The following is an 18,563-nucleotide window of genomic DNA, read 5'->3' on the forward strand; positions in this document are numbered from 1 at the left end:
AGCCATCAATCCTCTGCGCCTATTTTTTTACAAAAGAACTCACTCTTCCATCGCCAATTTAGCTGCGGAGATCTCAGATAATTCTCTTGTAATCCCCGCCTGTCTGGCCTGGTTAAAACTTAACGACAGATCTTCGATGAGATCCGCGGCCGCATCATTGGCGTTGCGCATGGCCACCATGCGGGCGGAATGTTCGGAAGCAGCCGCCTCAACCAGTGTCTGGTAAACCGCAAATTCTACGGTCCTGGTTATCAAACTTTCCAGCACTTCAGCAGGACTCGGCTCAAACAGCAGATCCTGCTTTATCTCCTCCCCTTCGGATGAAAACGGCAAAAGCTGGAGAATATTCGGGCGCTGAACCAGAGTTGAAACGAAATCCGTATAGATTATGAAAACTTTTTCGTATTTGAACGCCAAAAAATCCTGGATGGCGATCTGCGCGATGGCCTTTGAATCAGTGAAGCTGACCTTGTCTTTGGCCGGGAACGCGGCCACGATATTGTGCCCTGACCTTCTGATCGCATCCGCGCCTTTTTTGCCGATCGTGATAAAATCGAATTTTTCGGAACCGTTCTCTTTCAAAAGATCTAAAGCTTTACCGATGACATTGGCATTGAACGCTCCCGCCAGACCGCGGTCTGAGGAAACCAGAATGGCCAGGATCTTTTGGACCGGGATTTTTTGATCATCAGGCAAAACGCGGTTGATCAGCGGATTGCTGCTCAGATCGGATTTTGCCGCCAGATTTTTCAAAAGCTGGGACGACAAAGTCGCATACGGACGGGAAGAAGTGGCCGCAACCTGTGCTTTGCGCATTTTGGCGGCCGATACTAATTCCATAGCTTTGGTTATCTGGCCGATGCTGGTGACGGATTTTATCCGGCGTTTGATCTCCTTGGAATTAGCCATAAGATTTTTTAAACTCCTCGATCGCTTTCTTTAATTGCGTTTCGCTCTTTTCATTCAATTCCTTTTCAGTGGCAATTGATCGAAGCAGATCTTTTTTCTGGATATCCAGGAATTTGTGGAAATTAGTTTCCCAATCTTTGACCTTATCAACAGGGACGTCATCCAAAAGGCCGTTAACACCGGCATAAAGAACGGCTACCTGATGTTCCACCGGCATTGGCTGGTACTGATCTTGTTTCAAAATTTCGGTCATGCGCAATCCGAGCTCAATGCGGGCCCTGGTCTGCGGGTCCAGGTCCGAGGCAAATTGCGCAAAAGCCGCAAATGCACGGTATTGGGCCAGATCCAGGCGAAGTTTGCCTGCGACTTTTTTGATCGCCTTGATCTGTGCGGCCGATCCTACACGTGAGACCGACAAGCCTACGTTTACCGCAGGCCTGATGCCCTGGTAAAACAGGTCGGTTTCCAGATAGATCTGGCCGTCGGTGATCGAAATGACGTTTGTGGGAATGTATGCTGACATATCCCCGGCCTGTGTTTCAATGATCGGCAAAGCCGTGAGTGAGCCGCCGCCTTTGGCCTTGCTCATTTTGGCCGCGCGCTCAAGAAGGCGCGAATGCAGATAGAAAACATCGCCGGGATATGCTTCGCGGCCCGGAGGGCGGCGGAGCAACAGAGAAATCTCGCGGTAAGCCACGGCATGCTTGGACAGGTCATCGTAAATTATCAGGGCATGTTTGCCCTGATCCATGAAGTATTCGCCCATAGCACAGCCCGCAAACGGCGCGATGTACGAGAGAGCCGCGGGGTCAGAAGCGCCGGCCAGCACAATTATCGTGTGTTTGAGAGCATCGTGCTTTTCAAGTTCCGCCATGATCCTTGCAACTTTTGATTCCTTCTGCCCGATGGCAACATAAATGCAGATGACATCATTGCCTTTTTGGTTGATGATGGTGTCAATCGCGATGGCGGTCTTTCCGGTTTGCCTATCGCCAATTATCAATTCTCTTTGTCCTTTGCCGATGGGGATCATGGCATCGATCGCTTTAATGCCGGTCTGCAACGGCTCATTGACCGATTGTCTTTCAATAACCCCAGGCGCGATCTTCTCCACAGGATAGCGCTTATCGGCTTTTATCCCGCCTTTATTGTCCAAAGGCTCGCCCAGAGGATTCACAACGCGCCCAACCAAGGCCTCGCCCACAGGTACTGACAGGAGTTTGCCCGTGGCAGTGACCTTATCCCCTTGCTTGATGCTCGTGTCTGAACCAAGCAAGATCACGCCGATCGAATCCTGATCCAGGTTCAGGGCAACTCCGACAATACCTCCGGGAAACTCCAGCATTTCGGAGGCCTTAACGTTTGAAAGGCCCGCGACCTTGGCGATACCGTCACCGACGCTTAAAACAGTGCCTACTGTTTCCAGTTTGGCATTGGTCTGAAAATCTTCTATCCGGTTTTTAAGTTGTGCGATGATGTCGGGCATATTATTTGTTTAATTCATTCTTTAATTGTTCTAAATTATTTTTCACCGAAGCGTCGATCATTTTGTCGTCAAATTTTATGACCACGCCGCCTACCAACTGCTCATCCACCTTCTTTTTTAATTCGTAATGCCCTTTAGCGAGTTTGTTCAGTTCATCCAAGATCTGCTCTTCGTTTTCTTTGTTCAAAGGTTTAGCGCTGGTCACGTCCACTTCTTTGATCCCTTTTTTTGCCAGTTCCAGTTTATGAAACTCCGAAGCAATGTCATCAAACATCCTTAAATCATTGTTTTCCGACATGGCAGCGACGAAATTATCGAGAATTATATCTATGTGCTTGGGATCTGTGTCTTCCAATGATTCAAATAAAGCTTCGGCGTATTGCTTGGCTGTAAATTTCATAAATGCTTATTAATTTGCTTTGATATGCACTGCATATCAAAGCCCTTTCATGCTGCCTTCGATCAGCTCGTGGTCTTTTTTCGGGTCGAGCTTGCCGCGCAGGATTTTCTCCGATGCCGCTACGACCAAAGTCGCCAGTTCCGTCTTGGCTTCTTTCATCATCTGGACTTTCTCGCTCTCAATGTTGGACTTCGCCTGCTCCAAAACTTTATTGGCCTGATTTTGCGCTTCCACGATCGTTTCCTGCTTGATCTTATTCGCCGTATCAGTGGTGGTCCGCAAAATATGATCGGCTTCGCTGCGGACTTTTTTCATTTCAGATGTTTTCCATTCCTCGAATTTCTTTTTCTCCGCTTCCATATGTTCGGCATTCTTCAAGCCTTGTTCGATCTTTTCTGTTCTTTTCGTCAGAGTTGCTCCCAAAGGCTTGACCACCCATTTCCAGAAAACAAATAAAACGATGGCGAAGTTAACCAACTGCGCTAAAAATAATTTCCAATCTATTCCCAATGTGCCTAATACTGACATATTTATCCTAATAATTTTTAAACCTAGCCTTACCCAGCTCTTGCACGCAAGGGCTGGGCAAAAAAGATCTACAAAATAAATGCGATAACCAACGCGTAAATCGCGATAGCTTCGGCAAACGCCATGCCCAAAAGCATTGGCACGAACAGCTTGTCCGCAGCTTCCGGGTTGCGCCCGATGGATTCCATGGCTTTTGAAGCCGTTCGGCCGATCGCAATGGCCGGAGCAATACCGCCGATGGCGATTGTGGCGCCCTGGGCCATGATCTTGACCATTTCTGGGGTCATATTAATTTTACCTTTCTTCTTCAATTGCTCGACCGTTAATACTTTTGGTTTATTGGGTCGGCGTTGAATTCAAATTAATTAATGTGCATTCTCCGGCGCCAGAGTTTCTACGTTTGAGTCATGTCCGTGAAGCGGGGCTGTGGCCATGGTCAGATAAACCAAGGTCAGCATCGCAAACACTGTGGCTTGGACCAACCCGACCAACAGCTCCAGAAACATAAACGGCAGCGGCACGAGGAAAGCGATCAGGCTTGCCAGCACGGTCAACAGGACCTCGCCGGCAAAGACGTTGCCGAATAAACGCAAAGAGAGCGACACGACTTTTGCGACTTCGGAGAAGATCTCGATCAGGCCAACCGCGAATTCAATGAAAGCGACCATGATGCTGATGCCGCCTTTACTGAAAGATTTTACGATATCGCCAAGTTTGATAAATTTATTTGCGTAACGGAAAAACCCGATCGCCATGATCCCGAGAATGTGGGATGCGGCCACCGCAAATACCGCCATAGCCAGCGTCATGTTCAGGTCAGTGTTTGCCGGCCGGAACAAGGGCACTAATTCCATATGGCCCTCAACCAGCAAATGGCGGCCGATGGAACCCGTACCCGGAACCAAACCGATCCAGTTGGAAAACAGGATAAATAAAAATAATCCGCCCACGATGGGCAAGAATTTCAATGATTTTTTTCGGTCTTTCGTCACGCCATCCACATAGCCCAGGATAAATTCCAGGATCCCTTCAGCCACATTCTGTATGCCTCTGGGAATGAGCGCTGTTTTATTGCGGAGGATCAATCCCATGATGAAGAAAAAGACCACAGCCAAACACGAATTGATATACGTGTTAGTGACCGCGAAATTCCCGAGGTGAAAAATTGGTTCCGCGACTAGCGGCGGCAAAGCAAACATCATTTGATCAAGTCTTTAATTTTTCTGGTCAGCCAGATCGTGGTTGAAGTAATGGCTAGAAGTATTCCTAAAAGCGTAAACCAAGGCGTGGAATTATGCATTCTCGCATCCAGCCATTTGCCGCCAAGCGCAAATACGAGTAAAGGCAAGGCAATAATAAAGCCCATTTCAGTAGCTAAGCTCACCAATGCCCACTTGTTGGGTGTGTTATCAGGTTTAGGCTTTAAATCTGGCATGTCATTTTAAAGAAGCGCGTATACTTTAACAAAAAAAGCCACATTTGGCAAGCCGGGGGAAAAATAGGGGTCTTGACTTTTTACATCACTCTTCCGGGTCCGTTATCGTTTCCTTCATCATCAGAGTCATTCTCGACATCTTCAGTTGTTTTCTTATCACCATGCAGGCCGGTTCCGCCATGAGCATGTTTGCCGCCGGTGGTGGCATAATCCTCAATGACCTTGCAGGCATTGTCAAAAAGATTAGCATCAAAAACGCCGTATTTATCCGCCAACTCTTTTGAAAGATCAGAGATATTAACTTCGCCTTTTTCCAAAAGTCTTTTAATGATCTCAATTTTGTAAATAGCGTCAAATTGGGCTTCCGGCGCCTTAAATCTGTCCAATCGTCCCATATACTCCTCAAGCTTGCGCGCTATAACTTCCCGGTCTTCTGTTATTCTTATTATTGGCGGCTGTTCTAAACTGCTTTCTGGATTTTTCATGTTTTTGGTAATTCTGGAGCCGGCGGACAGGATCGAACTGTCGACCTCTGCTTTACGAAAGCATTGCTCTACCAACTGAGCTACGCCGGCCAACAACTAATTATATTTTATATCTGGACTTAATTCAAGATTTTAAAGTACCTTTCAAGTGTTTCAAAATAAGCGGCGGGATTCCTATTCATTTGTGTAAAATTATCCTTATTTACCCATTGGTATTCTTCGTGCTCTTCACTTAATTGTACTTCGCCGGAAAGGTACTTACATTTGTATCCAACCAGATAAATCTGCTGGCCTGGCCTTTTTTTATGGTCAGCTGGATATTCAAATAGCCAAGTAGCAAACGGTGACCCGACTTCAATCTCCAAACCCGTTTCTTCTCTAACCTCTCTCTTTAGAGATTCAACAAAATCCTTCTCACCCTCCTGCACTTTGCCGCCAGGAAAATCCAATCCCACAGGAGTGATCAAAATCAGCACCTCGCCATTTTTTTCAATAAAAGCTTTTTGTCCTACGAAAAATAATTTATCTTCTGGCATATTTATGGAGCGGGATACGGGAATCTCAGGCTCGCGCTTACGCGCTCGCGTCCGGGGCAGCGCCGGAAGCTGCGTTCCTCGCTCCCGTCGGCGTTCGCCATGCACTTATGTGCCGGCTCACTGCTGCCCGTTCGATTCCGATTGTTACTTAGTGAATTCTCTGGAGCGGGATACGGGAATCGAACCCGTGTCTAAACCTTGGGAAGGTCTCATACTACCATTGTACTAATCCCGCTCGTCGCAGTTAGTAGACGCTCCATCCCGATTCTGATCGGGACTACGGTCTACACACTGCTCCTCTCGAAAAAATTGTTCTCGACCCTGCGGGTCTGCGACTCAATTTTTTCGTGTTAATATTATATTCTATTTTATATGCCAGACCCAAAACCCTTTTAGCTTCGGGTTTAGCCAGTTGTCAAATCCCTTGGTTTCAACGAAAATATGTTTGACATGCCAGTTTTTCACTCCGTTTATATCCGCTGATTCAACAGGATAAATAATATGATAACCAAGCCTGCTGACCACTATATTGGGATCAACCTGACCCAGGCTGGCATTCATCACCGCTTTTTCCAATTCCGGCAGCAGCTGGCCTCGGCTTACAAACCCCAGATCGCCTCCCAACTGGCCTGTGACCTTGTCATCGCTTTCGGTTTTTGCCAGCTGGTCGAAAGACTGGCCGTTTTTGATCTGCGTTAAAATACTCGCCGCTTTGGCATAAGCATCAGCATTGGCGGTAAAATCGGAGTTATATTTCATCCGCAGCAACGCATCGTATACTTCCGGCTTAACTACAAATTGCGTAAACAAATTCTCGTTTGAATTGAAATCTTTTTCAAGCAAATTTTTGTATTGCTGCTCTTTACCCGTTTTGTAAAAGTTCAATTCATCATTTTGGTTCGGGCTGCTATAAGAAACTTTCAGACTATCAAGTAACAGGCTTTCTTCTTTAACTTTTACTAGCTGGTCTGAAACTTTTTGCGCACTGGCATTTGTGTCCAATCTTTGGGCAATAATATGGGCTTGATCCCAGTAAGCAACGGAGATCTGGCCGCTGCCTATGATAACTTGCGGATAGAGGTTTTTGAATAAAACCGAGACCGGATCGGAAAAATTGGTTCCATACGCCAAGAGCAGGGAAAGCAAAACCGCAGCAATTGCAACTGCGACCGGGTAGTGGATTTTTAAACGTTTTTTCTTCATCGCCCGGACGTCTGGCTGAAAAAATAATTAAACCATTTTTTATAATTAGAGCCGCTGCCGGTCTTGGTTTGAGTGCTTGGATTTGTTTCATCTTGCTGAGGCAAACCGACCACATATTCGCCGTTTTTTTGCAGGCTCAATTTTTCCCGCGCGGCTTTTTCCTCATAATCCTGCGAACCGTAATATTGGATAAGAGAGCTCAACTGCTGGTTATCCTGTTTGATCTTTTGGACCTGATTTTCCAGCTTGGCGGTTTCTTTATCCACTTGGTATTTCTGGATCAGGATTTTCGCCGCGAACACCATTACAAGCAACAGAACAATGCTCATGCCCCAGGTGGTCAGCCGCGATTTGAAAAAACCGTTCCAACTCATGAGAAAAACGGGATTAATGTGAACAAGATCATGGCCAGGATCATGAATACTGCAAATATTATTATTACTTTTTGGAATTTTTTTCGATTGAGCACGTTATTTTTTTAGAATGGCCAAAAATGCTTCTTGCGGGATGTCGACCTGGCCGATGCGCTTCAGGCGCTTTTTACCTTTTTTCTGCTTTTCCAAATGCTTCATTTTGCGCGTTACGTCCCCGCCATACAAACCCTTGGTCACATCCTTGCGCATGGCCGGGATCGTCTCACGGGCTATGATCTTACCGCCGATCGCGGCCTGAACGGCAATTTCGAACTGCTGGCGGGGAATCAGGCTTTTTAATTTTTCGGCCAATGACCTTCCCTCACTTTCCGCTATGTCCCGATGAACTAGCATGGACAATGCATCGACTTTTTCGCCGGCCACCAAAATATCCAGCTTCACCAGATCTCCGATCCTATAGTCAAGCAACTCGTAATTCAGCGAGGCATAACCTGAAGATACGCTCTTCAGCTTATCATAGAAATCTATGATGATGTTGGCAAGCGGCATTTCCGCTGTGATCAAAACCCGCTCATTGCTCAGATATTCCATATTCTTATAAATGCCGCGCCGGCCGGTGATCAAATCCAGGATGCCGCCGATATACTTTTGTGGCGCCAATATTTCTATATCGACCCAGGGCTCCTCAATGCTTTCAAACAAAGACGGGTCAGGCAATTCGGCCGGCGTGTGGATGATCTTTGATCTGTGATTTTTCAGATTGATCTTGTATTCAACCGATGGCGCGGTCAAAACCAGATCCAAACCGTACTCGCGCGTTAATCTCTCCTGCACAATGTCCATATGCAAAAGCCCCAGAAAACCCGTGCGGAAGCCAAAGCCCAAAGCCGGGATATTTTCCGGTTCAAATTCCAACGCCGCGTCATTGAGTTTCAGCTTATCTATGGCATCGCGCAGCAGCGGATAATCATCGCCTGCAGTCGGAAAGATAGACGCATAGACCATGGGTTTGATCTGCTTGTATCCCGGTAGCGGTTCAACTTTTGCCCCGGCAGTTGAGATAGTATCGCCAACGCGGGCTTTTCTGACATCGCGAAGACCTGTGACAATATAGCCGACCTCGCCTGTGTTCAATTCTTTTGACGGAAAATATTTCGGATGGAAAAATCCGACTTCCAAAGCCTCTGCCGTGGTTTTGGTTCCGAAAGTTTGGATCTTCTCATTTTTTATTAATTTGCCGTCGACCACGCGCACAAATGTCACCACGCCGCGGTGCTGATCGTAAGTGGAATCAAAGATCAAAGCGCGCAAGGGCTTATCAGGATTTCCCGTCGGAGCGGGAACTTTGGCAATAACCGCTTCCAGAATCTTTTCCACTCCCTCGCCGGTTTTGCCCGAGGCATACAAAATTTCTTCATCCGTGAAGCCGAACGCTTTTTTGATCTCCTCCGCGGTTTTTTCACGGTCAGAATTCGGCAGATCAATTTTATTTACCACCGGAATGATTTTCAAATTATGGGCCTGGGCCAAATGAATGTTGGCCAAAGTCTGCGCTTCAATTCCTTGAGTAGAATCAACCACCAAAATCGCGCCTTCACACGCTGCTAAGGAGCGGGAAACCTCGTACGTAAAATCCACGTGCCCTGGAGTATCAATCAGATTCAGAATATAACCCTTCCATTCCATGCGTACCGGCTGCAACTTGATGGTGATTCCCCGCTCGCGCTCCAGATCCATGGTATCCAGCAGCTGCTCTTTCATGTTCCGTTTTTCTACAGTTGAAGTAAATTCCAAGAACCGGTCAGCCAATGTGGACTTGCCGTGGTCTATGTGCGCGATGATACAAAAATTGCGGATCTTGTCTTGCATGTTCCTTTTTAATGAATAGTGAGGCACTTTGCAAAATTAGCCTTCGCTTCCTTTTCCCCTTCAGCGAGGGCGACGCTTTGCAAAAGAATTGCGAGGCCTTTCAATGGCCGAGCACTTAGTCCGTATAAACGGACGTCTTTTCAAAGCGGTGCCCGAGCGCCTAGCTCCACCAGTTCCAAATTATATTGATCGGACGGCCGATCTTGTTTCCGGTCGTTCTAAGAAGTTTAACCAAATCATGGGTTTCTGCCAAGCCTTCGAGCCAGCCAATCCCCAAGTATGCCCCGGCGCCAATCAGGCCTGCACTGACTCCCTGTATCAGCACGCCCCAATAGGTATGCATATTCACCAGAGGAGCTATCATATACAAAGAAACATAAGCCACTGCTCCGCCGATCAGGGACGCAATAATGATCTTCATACAATTCTCGATCAGATATTCGTCGTGGATATTGCCCAAGCGGCGGTGCAGTTCCATGATCAGAAGCGCAAGATTGATGATGTTGGTCACCGAATAGGCCAGAGCCATGCCCGCGATACCCAGCCTGCCGACCAGATAATAAGTTACCAGAACATTTGATGCGATAGTGATAAACCCGATGACCACGGGAGTGACGGTATTGTGCATGGCATAGAACGCCCGGGTGAACAAAGGGACCAGAGCCTGGGCAAAAAGCGAAATGCAAAACAATCCCAAAGATTCGGCCACGAGTCTGGTGTCGTCAAAAGTAAAGTGCGTGCCGGCGCCGATGCCCAAAACCAAGCGGACCACCTGGGCGCGCAGAACCAGCAGCAGGACGGACAACGGGATCATAAAAAATAAGATCTGGACCGTGGTTTTAGCAAAGACATCCTTGAACGAGGCGTTGTCTTTTGTGTTGAACAGATCCGAAAGCAAAGGAAACACGGCAATTGCAAACGGGATGGCAAAAACTCCAAGAAAAACAGCTTGCAGATTATTGGCATAATAAAACGCGGCAAGGGCGCCGGTGCCCAGAAATGAGCCGAATATCGTGACGATCAAAGCGCTGATCGGCTCCGTGCCCATGGAAAATATCCGCGGCCAGTAAAGTTTCCAGAACTTGATGAACCCGGCATCGTGTCCGTTGATCCCGAAAGAGAACTTGAACCCTAGGCGGAAGATCTGAGGCACCTGGATCACAAACATGATCAAAGCTCCCAATACCACTCCCCAGCCTAAACCCGCAGGCCCAAAACGCGGATACAGGAACAACGCGCCAAAAATGATCGAAACATTATAAAACAAAGGAGCTGCGGCCATCAGGGCAAAGCGCTTATAAGTATTAAGCATGCTGGAAACGATGGAAGACAGGGTCAAAAACAAAGGCGACAGCAGAAAAATTTTGGTAAAGAGCTTGGTCAGCTCAAAATCCGCACCCTTAAATCCGGGGGCGATCAGATGCACCAGCGGATTGATAAAAATATAAGCGACCGCGGTTAGGGCCAGCATCATCAGGATAGTGGTGTTTATGATGCTGGAAGCGATCTCGTCCGCTCTTTTCTTGTCCTGCAGAAGGTATTCGGAAAAAATCGGAATGAAAGCCACGGAAAAAGTTCCCAGAACCAGCAAATTATAAATAAAATCCGGGATGCGAAACGCTGCAAAATAGACCCCGATGATCCTCCCTAAGGCGAACTGGTGGGCAAACACCGCGTCGCGGACAAAACCCATGATCTTCGTTAAAAGTGAAAACACCGCGATGATCACGGTGGCGGTTCCTATCTTATTGTCTTGCAGGGATTTAATATTCAAGTGGATTCATTCATTTAGTTATGACAAGCGGCCAAAAATCATCGGTGTTGGTCGCGGATTGAAAATTTATATTACTGCCTGAAGACTGAACTCCGGGCCCCAGCCATTTCGTCTGAAATTGGCCTAAGGATATACTCCCGGTGAAGCTGTAAGGCTTTGATCCTGATTGTTTTTGAACCAGCAGACTGTAAGACTGGGCATTGCTCAAAGCATCAGCGTTAATTTTAAACGGGAGCATATACGTCAGCGTGATGCTGCGCTCTTCCCCGGGGTCCGTGGCCAGCCAGCCTGCAAATTCCGTTTTTCCGGCTTCGGTCCTGACATAAACATTGGAATGCATTTCCCCGACGTCCCAAGCTGCCAGGTCAGGATCCGTGCGCATGCCCTTCGCAGTAGAGTCAAAATACTGGTAATCGTCAAAGCCCTGCGCTGAAACAAATTGGCTTCCCCTTGGCACCAGCACGCGCAAATAATCTTTGTTGCTGGCGTCCGCAGAGTTTTTCCGGTCAATTGTCAGAGTATTGATGATCGACCCGTCTGACAAGATCTTGCTTTTCAGGTCAACGTTCTGATCCATGCTCAGATCGGTTTTAGTTCCGCCCAAATTGGAATTATTTACGGACAAATAATCGTAGTCCGTGGCCAGGACCTGACCGCCGAACCCCAGATCCTCGATCTGTTTTTCGGTAGCCTGATCTTTGGTATACAGGAGAACATTTCTTTGCCGCAAATTATCTTCAAAGATCTGCAGGATCTGGATCCACTGGTCTTTGTTCATGCCCATCAACCGGTCCAAAAGTTGCGGGGCCGCGTCAGCCAGGAACTTTTTCGGCTGGTTCAAGATTTTATCATAGTCAACGGAAGTTTTAAACTGCACCAGCTGCTGAAAATTATCCGCGGTGAGCGCAACTCCGTAAGATGGCATATCGATAGGTCCGGTGAGCCTCAAGATGTCTTCAAACATTTTCGGCGTGGCCGTGATCACGCCATCGGCAGTTTCTCCGCCTTTTTCAAAAAAATACAGAAGTTTTTGGGCTGAAGTCGGAAAGTCGGCAAACCAGTTAGCGTCGCGGGTTCCCCAGCGCTTGATCAGCGGCTGCATGGGCCCCGGAGCCGCTATCTGCTCGTAGATCTGACCGTCGAGCTGGTAAATACTTTCGATCTTAAGTTTGGTGATCGCCCCGTTATCCGTTCCCAAAACCCCATAAGTCCCGATAAACCCGCCGGTGGCCCTTTCCTCATCGTAATTTTGGAAGATCAACAGGTAGGTTTTTTGCTTGCTGAATAAACCCAAGTACAGATCCTCCAGACCGATGAGCTTGTCCAGGATCGAATTAAGGTCCGAGACCTGCTGTTTGGCAGCCTCCAGCGTTCCCGAATAATCCTGAGGAACACTCCCGGCCTGATTAAATTGCCCGGAAGCGGAAACGACCAGATCGCGGCTGGCACTCAGCAGCTCACGGTTGGTTTTTATCTTATCGTTAAAATTCGCTGTTTCCACCCCTTTGCTGGAAACCTTCAGCTCATCGAACAAATTCAGAGCATCGCTTAATTTGTTTCCGGCATTCGCCAATAATCCGGCCCCAGCCAGAACATGGTTCGCGGAATCGGCTACAGGCGCAACCCAGCTCAAAGCGCGGAAATCGTTCAATTTTTCCTGCGCCAGATTTACGTTGCCGCTGGCCGCATCAAACAATTGCTGAGCCGCGGCGAAGTTTTGCGTGCTCAAATTCTGTTCCGCCGTATGCAGGTCTGTGTATGCGGAAGTGGCCGCGCCCAAAATCTCGCCGGAAGCTTTTTTTGCCTGCGACAGATAAACCAGGCCCTGCAGAACACCGATCAAAATAATCCCGGCAAGGGCAAAAGAACTTATTTGGAACATTTGCCGGCTGTAATTCTTCCATTCAAACCGCTGTTTGGCAGTGAAGATCTTCGGTTTTATCAATGCAGCCGCGGCTGTTTTTTCTCTGGCCCGGCTGACGGCGTACATGAGTTCGGAACTCATAACTTCCCGCTTAATGACATTCCGAACTTTGGCGGCAGGCTTGGCCTTCCGCTTCATGGGCCCCATGTCAGTTTTAGAGAATCTTCTGGCGTTCATGATCTAATCAATTTGTGAATTTGAAAAACGTGAAATATTCAGCAGGATCCCCATTGAGGCCAAACTGATCAGCAGCGAGGTTGAACCGTATGAGATAAATGTCAGGGGGATGCCGGTCAAAGGGATCAAACCGGTAATGCCTCCGACATTGATCAAAGCCTGCAAAATAAGCCAGCTGGTGATGCCCGCGGCCAAAAGCTTGCCGAATGTATCAGGCGCTGTGCGGGCGACTTTAAAACCCCGGTACCCCAAAAACAGAAACAGCAGCAGGATGACGCAAACCCGGATGAAGCCCAATTCTTCGGCCATGATGGCAAAGATGGAATCGCCTATCGGCTCCGGCAAATAACCGTATTTCTGCCGTGACTGGCCAAATCCCAGCCCCCACCACCCGCCTGAACCTATTGCCAGTTTGGCCTGCTGGATTTGATAAGAAATACCCTGAGTATCCGCGGTCGGGTCCAAGAATGCCAAAAATCTTTTTGCCCGATAAGGGGCGGCCTTCACCAATATCCACAATACCAGCAATGCAGAAGCTGCCGTGGCAAAAATATACCGCAAGCGCACTCCTCCGATAAAAAACATCACCGCTGCGATAGACGCTAAGACCAGCATGGTGCCGATGTCAGGCTCCAAAATGATCAATCCCGCCACCACTCCGACGATCGCCAGGCTGGGCAAAAATCCGTAATACAGATCCTGGGCGTGGTGCTGGCGCTTATCAAACCAGCTGGCCAGATATATGATCATCGCCAGTTTTATAAATTCTGTGGGCTGAAAAAGAAATGAACCGAAGTTGATCCAGCGCCGAGCTCCACCGACTTTAAATCCGATACCCGGGATAAGCACGGCCACAAGCAGGCCGATTCCGGCCAAAATAAGGAACGGCGCGATCTTTTGCCAAAAATGATAATCCAGCCTGGCAAAGATGTACATAAAGATCAAACCGGGCACTGCGCCCAGCAAGACCTGGCGGATAAAATAATAGTAGTTGTTGTGAAAGCGCTGATAGGACAATACTGTGGAAGCGGAAGACAAGGTCAAAAGCCCGATGGTCAGCAGGATCAGCACCAGCCACATAATATACTTGTCAACTTTTGGCAATGTTTTCGTCATTTGCTGATTTCTTTTACAAATTGCTCGGCGCGTTCAGTCTCATTCTTGAACATGTCAAAACTGGAAGTTGCAGGAGAAAACAAGATCGTATCCCCGCTCACTGCCAAGGATCTTGCCTGAGTTAGGATTTCCTGCATATTTTTGGCTCCTGTCAGAATTTTGCCGACAAAGCCTTTCGCGGCATTTAAAATTTTATCAGTCACCGCGCCTATCACAACCAGACCTTTCAGATTTTTGGCAGACTTTATTTTTTCCCCCAAAGCGCCGAAGTCCAAGCCTTTATCAAACCCGCCGACGATCAATATCAAAGGGGCATTGATGGCATCGATCGCGGCGATCGTCGGGTCAATATTCGTACTGTAGCCATCATCGATAAAACTCACTCCGTTTATTTCCTTTACTTTGTTCAGCCGGTGCGGCAATGGTTCGAATTCGGCAACGGCTCTTCGAATGATCGGTTCCTCAATTCCCAAAAGCTTGGCGCAAGCAGCCGCCGCAGAAATATTTTCCAAATTGTGAGGCCCCAAAAGTTTTGTCGGATAGTCTGCGACATCCTTGCCTTCAAAAAAAATCTTCCTGCTCCCGCCCAGATCCTTAAACCATTTCGGCAGATTTTCGTGGAGAATAGCGAAATCTTTCTCCGACTGGAAAGCTATAATTGATGATTTCGCCGTAATATATTCCTCAACCGACTGGTGGTGATTCAGATGATCGGAAGTGATATTTAGAACAATTGCGATATGCGGGCTAAGATGCAGGTCCTGAAGCTGAAAACTGGACAATTCCAGGACAACGTAATCATTGAACTTCACGGAATCCAGGAATTCAAACGGATCGCGGCCGATGTTGCCGCCCAGCCAGACTTTTTTGCCGGCTGTTTCCAAAATTTTGGCGATCAAACTGGACGTTGTTCCTTTACCTTTGGTTCCCGTAACACCGATGATGGTTGCCGGACAAAGCTGGAAAAATAATTTGGTCTGGCTCGATATCTCAACGCCTTTTTTTTGGGCCTCCTGCACAGCATTTGAGAGCAAGGGAAGGCCGGGTGTGCGAAAAATCAAATTATAGTGGTCAAGCCGCCCTATAAGTTCATCCGGGTCCTTCCAGCCGTCGATCACGTCATAAGCTACGTTGTTGATTGTCAGATATTCCGCCAATTTTTTATTGTTTACGCCCAAACCGACAACTGCTATTCTTTTGCCTTGCAAATTTTCCAGCATCAGCGTCTGATCACCGTTCCGGCTGTGCTTAAAATCTGTTTTGGGGTATAGCTTATCCGGCCGTTCACCACAACCATATCAATGCCTTCCGAGAACAGATCGGGATTGACGTAATCAGCCTTGTCTGTGACCGTCTGCGGATCAAATACCACAATATCGGCAATGTTGCCTTTTGCGATCACTCCCCGATCAGCAATTCCGAGCAGGCTCGCGGGCTCGCTGGTCAATTTTTTGACCGCGCTTTCCCATTTCAGCAGTTTTTTCTCGCGGACCATTTTCAAAAACCTCGGCATGGTGCCGAAGCATCTGGGATGGAACAGCCCGGTTGATCTTTGGTTGATCCCGGCGCCGTCAGTGGCGATCATGGACAGAGGCGAGGCGCAAAACAGTTCAACCTGCTCCTGGGACAAATTATGGTCAAAAATAGTGACCTGGGCCTTGGTTGCCGTGATAACGTTCAACAAAGCTTCTTCCGCTGAGACATTTTGATTCTGGGCGATAAGGCCAAGGGTTTTGCCCACAAAATTATTGTTGTTCCAAGCCTCAGCTACAATGATGTTCTTGAAATCCTGATCCTGGTCGCGCAGATAATCAGTAATTTTTCGCCGAGATATGGGGTCGATGGCCATTTTTAGGATCTGGTCTCTGCCACCTTCGTATGCCCATTTCGGCAAATAGGTATAAAGCACTGACCATGATGTGCTGTACGGATAAACATCAAAGCTGATCTTCAGGCCTTTTTGATAAGCCGCCTCGAGCTTGCCTAACACGCTGTCAAACAGCGGCCAGTTCTTTTTGCCCCGGACTTTGATGTGCGAGATCTTGATCGGGATCTGATTCGCCGCGGCCAGCTCAATCACTTCATCAATGCTTTCAAGGATATGACTGGCTTCCGAGCGCAAGTGCACGCTCAGATATTTGTTGGTTGGTTTTAAATTTCCCACGATTTCCTGAAGTTCTGCTATCGAAGAATTAACCTCGTGCGCGTAGATCAAACCCAAAGACAAGCCCAAAGCCCCGGCTGACAGCGCATCCTGCAAAGTTTTATCCATAATTTTAATTTCATCGCCGGTAAGCGATCGTACCTGATCGCCGGCGAGCCCCCGCCGCAGTGTTGCGTGCCCGACCAAGGTGCCTACATTCACGCCCAGCGGCATTGCGGACAGTATCTGCAAAAATTCAGGCATGGATGCCCAGTTCAGATTGATGCCGGACAAATTATGCCATTTCTGAATGGTCTTGATCGATTCAGTATTCAGAAGCGGGGCCAATGATGCGCCGCAATTTCCGATGATGATCGAAGTTATCCCTTGCGACAGAAGGCTGGCCTGCTCCGGCTGGTCAAACAGGGTCCAGTAGGAATCCGAGTGGTTCTGGATATCAATGAAGCCCGGGGTCACGAATCTGTCCTGGGCATTGATCGTCTGCAGCGCTTTGCCGGATATATCCGCAGCCACCTCAACGATCTTTCCTTTTTCCACAGCCACATCCATTTTTTTCCCGGGCGCTCCTGTGCCGTCGATGACCGTGCCATTTTTGATGAGAATATCGTACATGTTTATCTTCCGATTAAATTCACTGCAACTCCGATCAGCCCTCCGACTGCGGCAATCACCCAGAACCTCATAGTGACTTTTGTTTCGGGCCAGCCTTCGGCTTCAAAGTGATGATGCAGAGGAGAGGATAAAAATATTTTCTTGCCGGTCAGTTTGCGTGAAAGCACCTGCAACAGGGTTGAGCCTGATTCAAGCACCAAAACAATACCGATAATGGGCAAAACCGCCACGGAATTGGTCAGGAAAGCAATAACGGCGAGCACAGTACCTAAAGACATGGCGCCTGTATCGCCCATGAAAAACCGCGCCGGAAAAATGTTAAACCAAAGGAATGCCAAAAGGCTTCCGGACAAAACCGCGGTCAGAGCGGCCAACTCGAACTTTCCCTGCATAAATGCGATCAAACCGTAGGATAAAAATGCTATAGCCAAAACTCCGCCGGCCAGGCCGTCCAAACCATCGGTTTGATTGACCGAAAAACTTGTGGCTACCACTATAAAAATAAATAAAGGCACATACCACCATCCGATCGTAAAATTGCCAAGGCCCGGAATATGCAAAGAATCAAACTGCAATTTGTAATAAAACCAATAAGCCCCGATCACTGCCACGAGCGTGTACAATAAGATCCGATGCCTCATGCGCAGGCCTCCCCCTTTGCCTCCGCCGGTTCCCTTCACACCCAAATAGTCATCCAGCAAACCAAGCAAGGCGGCAGCGCCCAGTGCTCCCAAAGGCAAAAGAGTTTGCATACGCGTCAGAAAATTCAGCCGGTGGAAAAAACTGACGTGTGCAACGCGGTCCAGAAACCAAAAAACCGCAGCCATAGCAACAGTGGTAAGCCAGACCAGAATACCGCCCATGGTCGGGGTCCCGGCTTTTTTCTCATGTAATTTGCTGTAAAAAGGCGTGTCGCCTTCAGCCCGGATCTTTTTACCGAATTTGTGTTCGTAGACAAAATTGGTAAAGATCGGGGTCAAACTCATCGCAACAATAAAGGAAATTGCAGCCAGGCTGAAGATCTTAATTACCGCCTCATTTATGGTCATTTTGTGTTTCTAAATATCAAATTAGCTCATCAATTATACCACAAACTGTCAGTATTGACAAAATCACAAAAAAGGAGTAAAATTATAAATTAGTATCGTAGGCATAGTTTCTGGAAGGAGGAGGAGGTGCGAAACCTTGTATTGGTTTCTCTGACAGTTCTGGTTGTGTCGTCGTTCTTCACGGCACTGTTTTCTCGCAAGAGGACAGAAGAAAGCAATTGGGCTTCGATCGTGTTCTGCGCCGACCTGTTCTTCGCCTTCGTTGGCATGATCATCGTTGGCTGGGCCAACGCTGCGGCGACAAACCAGTTCGCGAAGTACCAGGAAGGTTTCCCCGACGTGGACATGGGCGGCCTTCCAGTCGACGTCATCATCGGCAACATGCTGATCTTCTGTACTCCTCTGATCATATGGGGACTCGGCCGGCTCATAGGCGGCAGATTGAGACGCTCGCCGAGAACGATTACGATCTAGACAAGCCTATCGACTGACCGCTCGGCCGCAACCTAGCACAACCCGACG

The 18,563-nt window shown here is 48.0% G+C and carries 19 protein-coding genes and 2 tRNA genes; 1 reads left to right on the forward strand and 20 read right to left on the reverse strand.

The features are described 5' to 3' along the window. Positions 1-39: 39 nt before the first annotated feature. The 20 genes from atpG to mraY all read right to left on the reverse strand — a co-directional run bounded on the left by atpG (position 40) and on the right by mraY (position 18,041). Positions 40-909: an ATP synthase F1 subunit gamma gene (atpG, locus tag WDN47_01080; protein ID MEJ0021155.1), complete on the reverse strand. Its 870-nt coding sequence runs from the start codon at positions 907-909 to the stop codon at positions 40-42. Then, positions 902-2,395, reverse strand: coding sequence for a F0F1 ATP synthase subunit alpha (atpA, locus tag WDN47_01085; GenBank protein ID MEJ0021156.1), 1,494 nt, complete (start codon positions 2,393-2,395; stop codon positions 902-904). The genes atpG and atpA overlap by 8 nt, the downstream gene beginning before the upstream one ends. A 1-nt stretch (position 2,396) precedes the next feature. Beyond that, on the reverse strand, positions 2,397-2,795 hold the full coding sequence (atpH, locus tag WDN47_01090; GenBank protein ID MEJ0021157.1) for an ATP synthase F1 subunit delta: 399 nt from the start codon (positions 2,793-2,795) through the stop codon (positions 2,397-2,399). 36 nt (positions 2,796-2,831) lie between these two features. Continuing rightward, positions 2,832-3,323 (reverse strand): F0F1 ATP synthase subunit B, encoded by a 492-nt coding sequence (gene atpF, locus WDN47_01095; protein ID MEJ0021158.1) that lies wholly within the window; start codon positions 3,321-3,323, stop codon positions 2,832-2,834. Positions 3,324-3,391: 68 nt separating this feature from the next. Next, positions 3,392-3,610, reverse strand: coding sequence for an ATP synthase F0 subunit C (gene atpE, locus WDN47_01100; protein ID MEJ0021159.1), 219 nt, complete (start codon positions 3,608-3,610; stop codon positions 3,392-3,394). 78 nt (positions 3,611-3,688) lie between these two features. Further along, entirely contained in the window at positions 3,689-4,525 is an 837-nt protein-coding gene (gene atpB / locus WDN47_01105; GenBank protein ID MEJ0021160.1) for a F0F1 ATP synthase subunit A, read from the reverse strand. Then, on the reverse strand, positions 4,522-4,758 hold the full coding sequence (locus WDN47_01110) for an AtpZ/AtpI family protein (GenBank protein MEJ0021161.1): 237 nt from the start codon (positions 4,756-4,758) through the stop codon (positions 4,522-4,524). The genes atpB and WDN47_01110 overlap by 4 nt, the downstream gene beginning before the upstream one ends. An 80-nt stretch (positions 4,759-4,838) precedes the next feature. After that, positions 4,839-5,243 (reverse strand): hypothetical protein, encoded by a 405-nt coding sequence (locus WDN47_01115; GenBank protein ID MEJ0021162.1) that lies wholly within the window; start codon positions 5,241-5,243, stop codon positions 4,839-4,841. 14 nt (positions 5,244-5,257) lie between these two features. Then, positions 5,258-5,333, reverse strand: a tRNA-Thr gene (locus WDN47_01120). 29 nt (positions 5,334-5,362) lie between these two features. Then, a complete protein-coding gene (locus WDN47_01125) occupies positions 5,363-5,779 on the reverse strand; it encodes an NUDIX domain-containing protein (GenBank protein MEJ0021163.1) in 417 nt (138 codons plus the stop codon). 161 nt (positions 5,780-5,940) lie between these two features. Further along, a tRNA-Gly gene (locus tag WDN47_01130) sits at positions 5,941-6,014 on the reverse strand. 128 nt (positions 6,015-6,142) lie between these two features. Then, a complete protein-coding gene (locus WDN47_01135; protein ID MEJ0021164.1) occupies positions 6,143-6,982 on the reverse strand; it encodes a peptidylprolyl isomerase in 840 nt (279 codons plus the stop codon). After that, positions 6,979-7,356 carry a septum formation initiator family protein gene (locus WDN47_01140; protein MEJ0021165.1) on the reverse strand — a complete coding sequence of 126 codons (378 nt, stop codon included), beginning with the start codon at positions 7,354-7,356 and terminating at the stop codon, positions 6,979-6,981. Before WDN47_01140 ends, WDN47_01135 begins: the two co-directional genes overlap by 4 nt. 96 nt (positions 7,357-7,452) lie before the next feature. After that, entirely contained in the window at positions 7,453-9,225 is a 1,773-nt protein-coding gene (gene lepA / locus WDN47_01145; GenBank protein MEJ0021166.1) for a translation elongation factor 4, read from the reverse strand. A 160-nt stretch (positions 9,226-9,385) separates the two neighbouring features. After that, positions 9,386-10,999, reverse strand: coding sequence for a murein biosynthesis integral membrane protein MurJ (gene murJ, locus WDN47_01150; GenBank protein MEJ0021167.1), 1,614 nt, complete (start codon positions 10,997-10,999; stop codon positions 9,386-9,388). A 10-nt stretch (positions 11,000-11,009) separates the two neighbouring features. Continuing rightward, positions 11,010-13,100, reverse strand: coding sequence for a DUF4012 domain-containing protein (locus tag WDN47_01155; protein ID MEJ0021168.1), 2,091 nt, complete (start codon positions 13,098-13,100; stop codon positions 11,010-11,012). Between the two features lie 3 nt (positions 13,101-13,103). Continuing rightward, entirely contained in the window at positions 13,104-14,216 is a 1,113-nt protein-coding gene (gene ftsW / locus WDN47_01160; GenBank protein MEJ0021169.1) for a putative lipid II flippase FtsW, read from the reverse strand. After that, entirely contained in the window at positions 14,213-15,436 is a 1,224-nt protein-coding gene (murD, locus tag WDN47_01165; protein MEJ0021170.1) for a UDP-N-acetylmuramoyl-L-alanine--D-glutamate ligase, read from the reverse strand. The genes ftsW and murD overlap by 4 nt, the downstream gene beginning before the upstream one ends. Then, positions 15,436-16,992: a D-aminoacylase gene (locus WDN47_01170; GenBank protein MEJ0021171.1), complete on the reverse strand. Its 1,557-nt coding sequence runs from the start codon at positions 16,990-16,992 to the stop codon at positions 15,436-15,438. Before WDN47_01170 ends, murD begins: the two co-directional genes overlap by 1 nt. Positions 16,993-16,994: 2 nt before the next feature. Continuing rightward, complete coding sequence (gene mraY / locus WDN47_01175; protein ID MEJ0021172.1) at positions 16,995-18,041, reverse strand: phospho-N-acetylmuramoyl-pentapeptide-transferase; 1,047 nt, start codon at positions 18,039-18,041, stop codon at positions 16,995-16,997. 126 nt (positions 18,042-18,167) lie between these two features. Between mraY and WDN47_01180 the strand changes: the two genes are divergently transcribed. Continuing rightward, entirely contained in the window at positions 18,168-18,515 is a 348-nt protein-coding gene (locus tag WDN47_01180; GenBank protein ID MEJ0021173.1) for a hypothetical protein, read from the forward strand. Positions 18,516-18,563 lie beyond the last annotated feature (48 nt).

This window comes from Candidatus Doudnabacteria bacterium, from assembly GCA_037200925.1.
GTDB lineage: Bacteria > Patescibacteriota > Doudnabacteria > UBA920 > O2-02-FULL-48-8 > JBDTSL01.

Coding starts and splice junctions, on each gene's coding strand:
- atpG (MEJ0021155.1), bottom strand. CDS start 909: ATGGCTAATTCCAAGGAGATCAAACGCCGGATAAAATCCGTCACCAGC.
- atpA (MEJ0021156.1), bottom strand. CDS start 2,395: ATGCCCGACATCATCGCACAACTTAAAAACCGGATAGAAGATTTTCAG.
- atpH (MEJ0021157.1), bottom strand. CDS start 2,795: ATGAAATTTACAGCCAAGCAATACGCCGAAGCTTTATTTGAATCATTG.
- atpF (MEJ0021158.1), bottom strand. CDS start 3,323: ATGTCAGTATTAGGCACATTGGGAATAGATTGGAAATTATTTTTAGCG.
- atpE (MEJ0021159.1), bottom strand. CDS start 3,610: ATGACCCCAGAAATGGTCAAGATCATGGCCCAGGGCGCCACAATCGCC.
- atpB (MEJ0021160.1), bottom strand. CDS start 4,525: ATGATGTTTGCTTTGCCGCCGCTAGTCGCGGAACCAATTTTTCACCTC.
- WDN47_01110 (MEJ0021161.1), bottom strand. CDS start 4,758: ATGCCAGATTTAAAGCCTAAACCTGATAACACACCCAACAAGTGGGCA.
- WDN47_01115 (MEJ0021162.1), bottom strand. CDS start 5,243: ATGAAAAATCCAGAAAGCAGTTTAGAACAGCCGCCAATAATAAGAATA.
- WDN47_01125 (MEJ0021163.1), bottom strand. CDS start 5,779: ATGCCAGAAGATAAATTATTTTTCGTAGGACAAAAAGCTTTTATTGAA.
- WDN47_01135 (MEJ0021164.1), bottom strand. CDS start 6,982: ATGAAGAAAAAACGTTTAAAAATCCACTACCCGGTCGCAGTTGCAATT.
- WDN47_01140 (MEJ0021165.1), bottom strand. CDS start 7,356: ATGAGTTGGAACGGTTTTTTCAAATCGCGGCTGACCACCTGGGGCATG.
- lepA (MEJ0021166.1), bottom strand. CDS start 9,225: ATGCAAGACAAGATCCGCAATTTTTGTATCATCGCGCACATAGACCAC.
- WDN47_01155 (MEJ0021168.1), bottom strand. CDS start 13,100: ATGAACGCCAGAAGATTCTCTAAAACTGACATGGGGCCCATGAAGCGG.
- ftsW (MEJ0021169.1), bottom strand. CDS start 14,216: ATGACGAAAACATTGCCAAAAGTTGACAAGTATATTATGTGGCTGGTG.
- murD (MEJ0021170.1), bottom strand. CDS start 15,436: ATGCTGGAAAATTTGCAAGGCAAAAGAATAGCAGTTGTCGGTTTGGGC.
- WDN47_01170 (MEJ0021171.1), bottom strand. CDS start 16,992: ATGTACGATATTCTCATCAAAAATGGCACGGTCATCGACGGCACAGGA.
- mraY (MEJ0021172.1), bottom strand. CDS start 18,041: ATGACCATAAATGAGGCGGTAATTAAGATCTTCAGCCTGGCTGCAATT.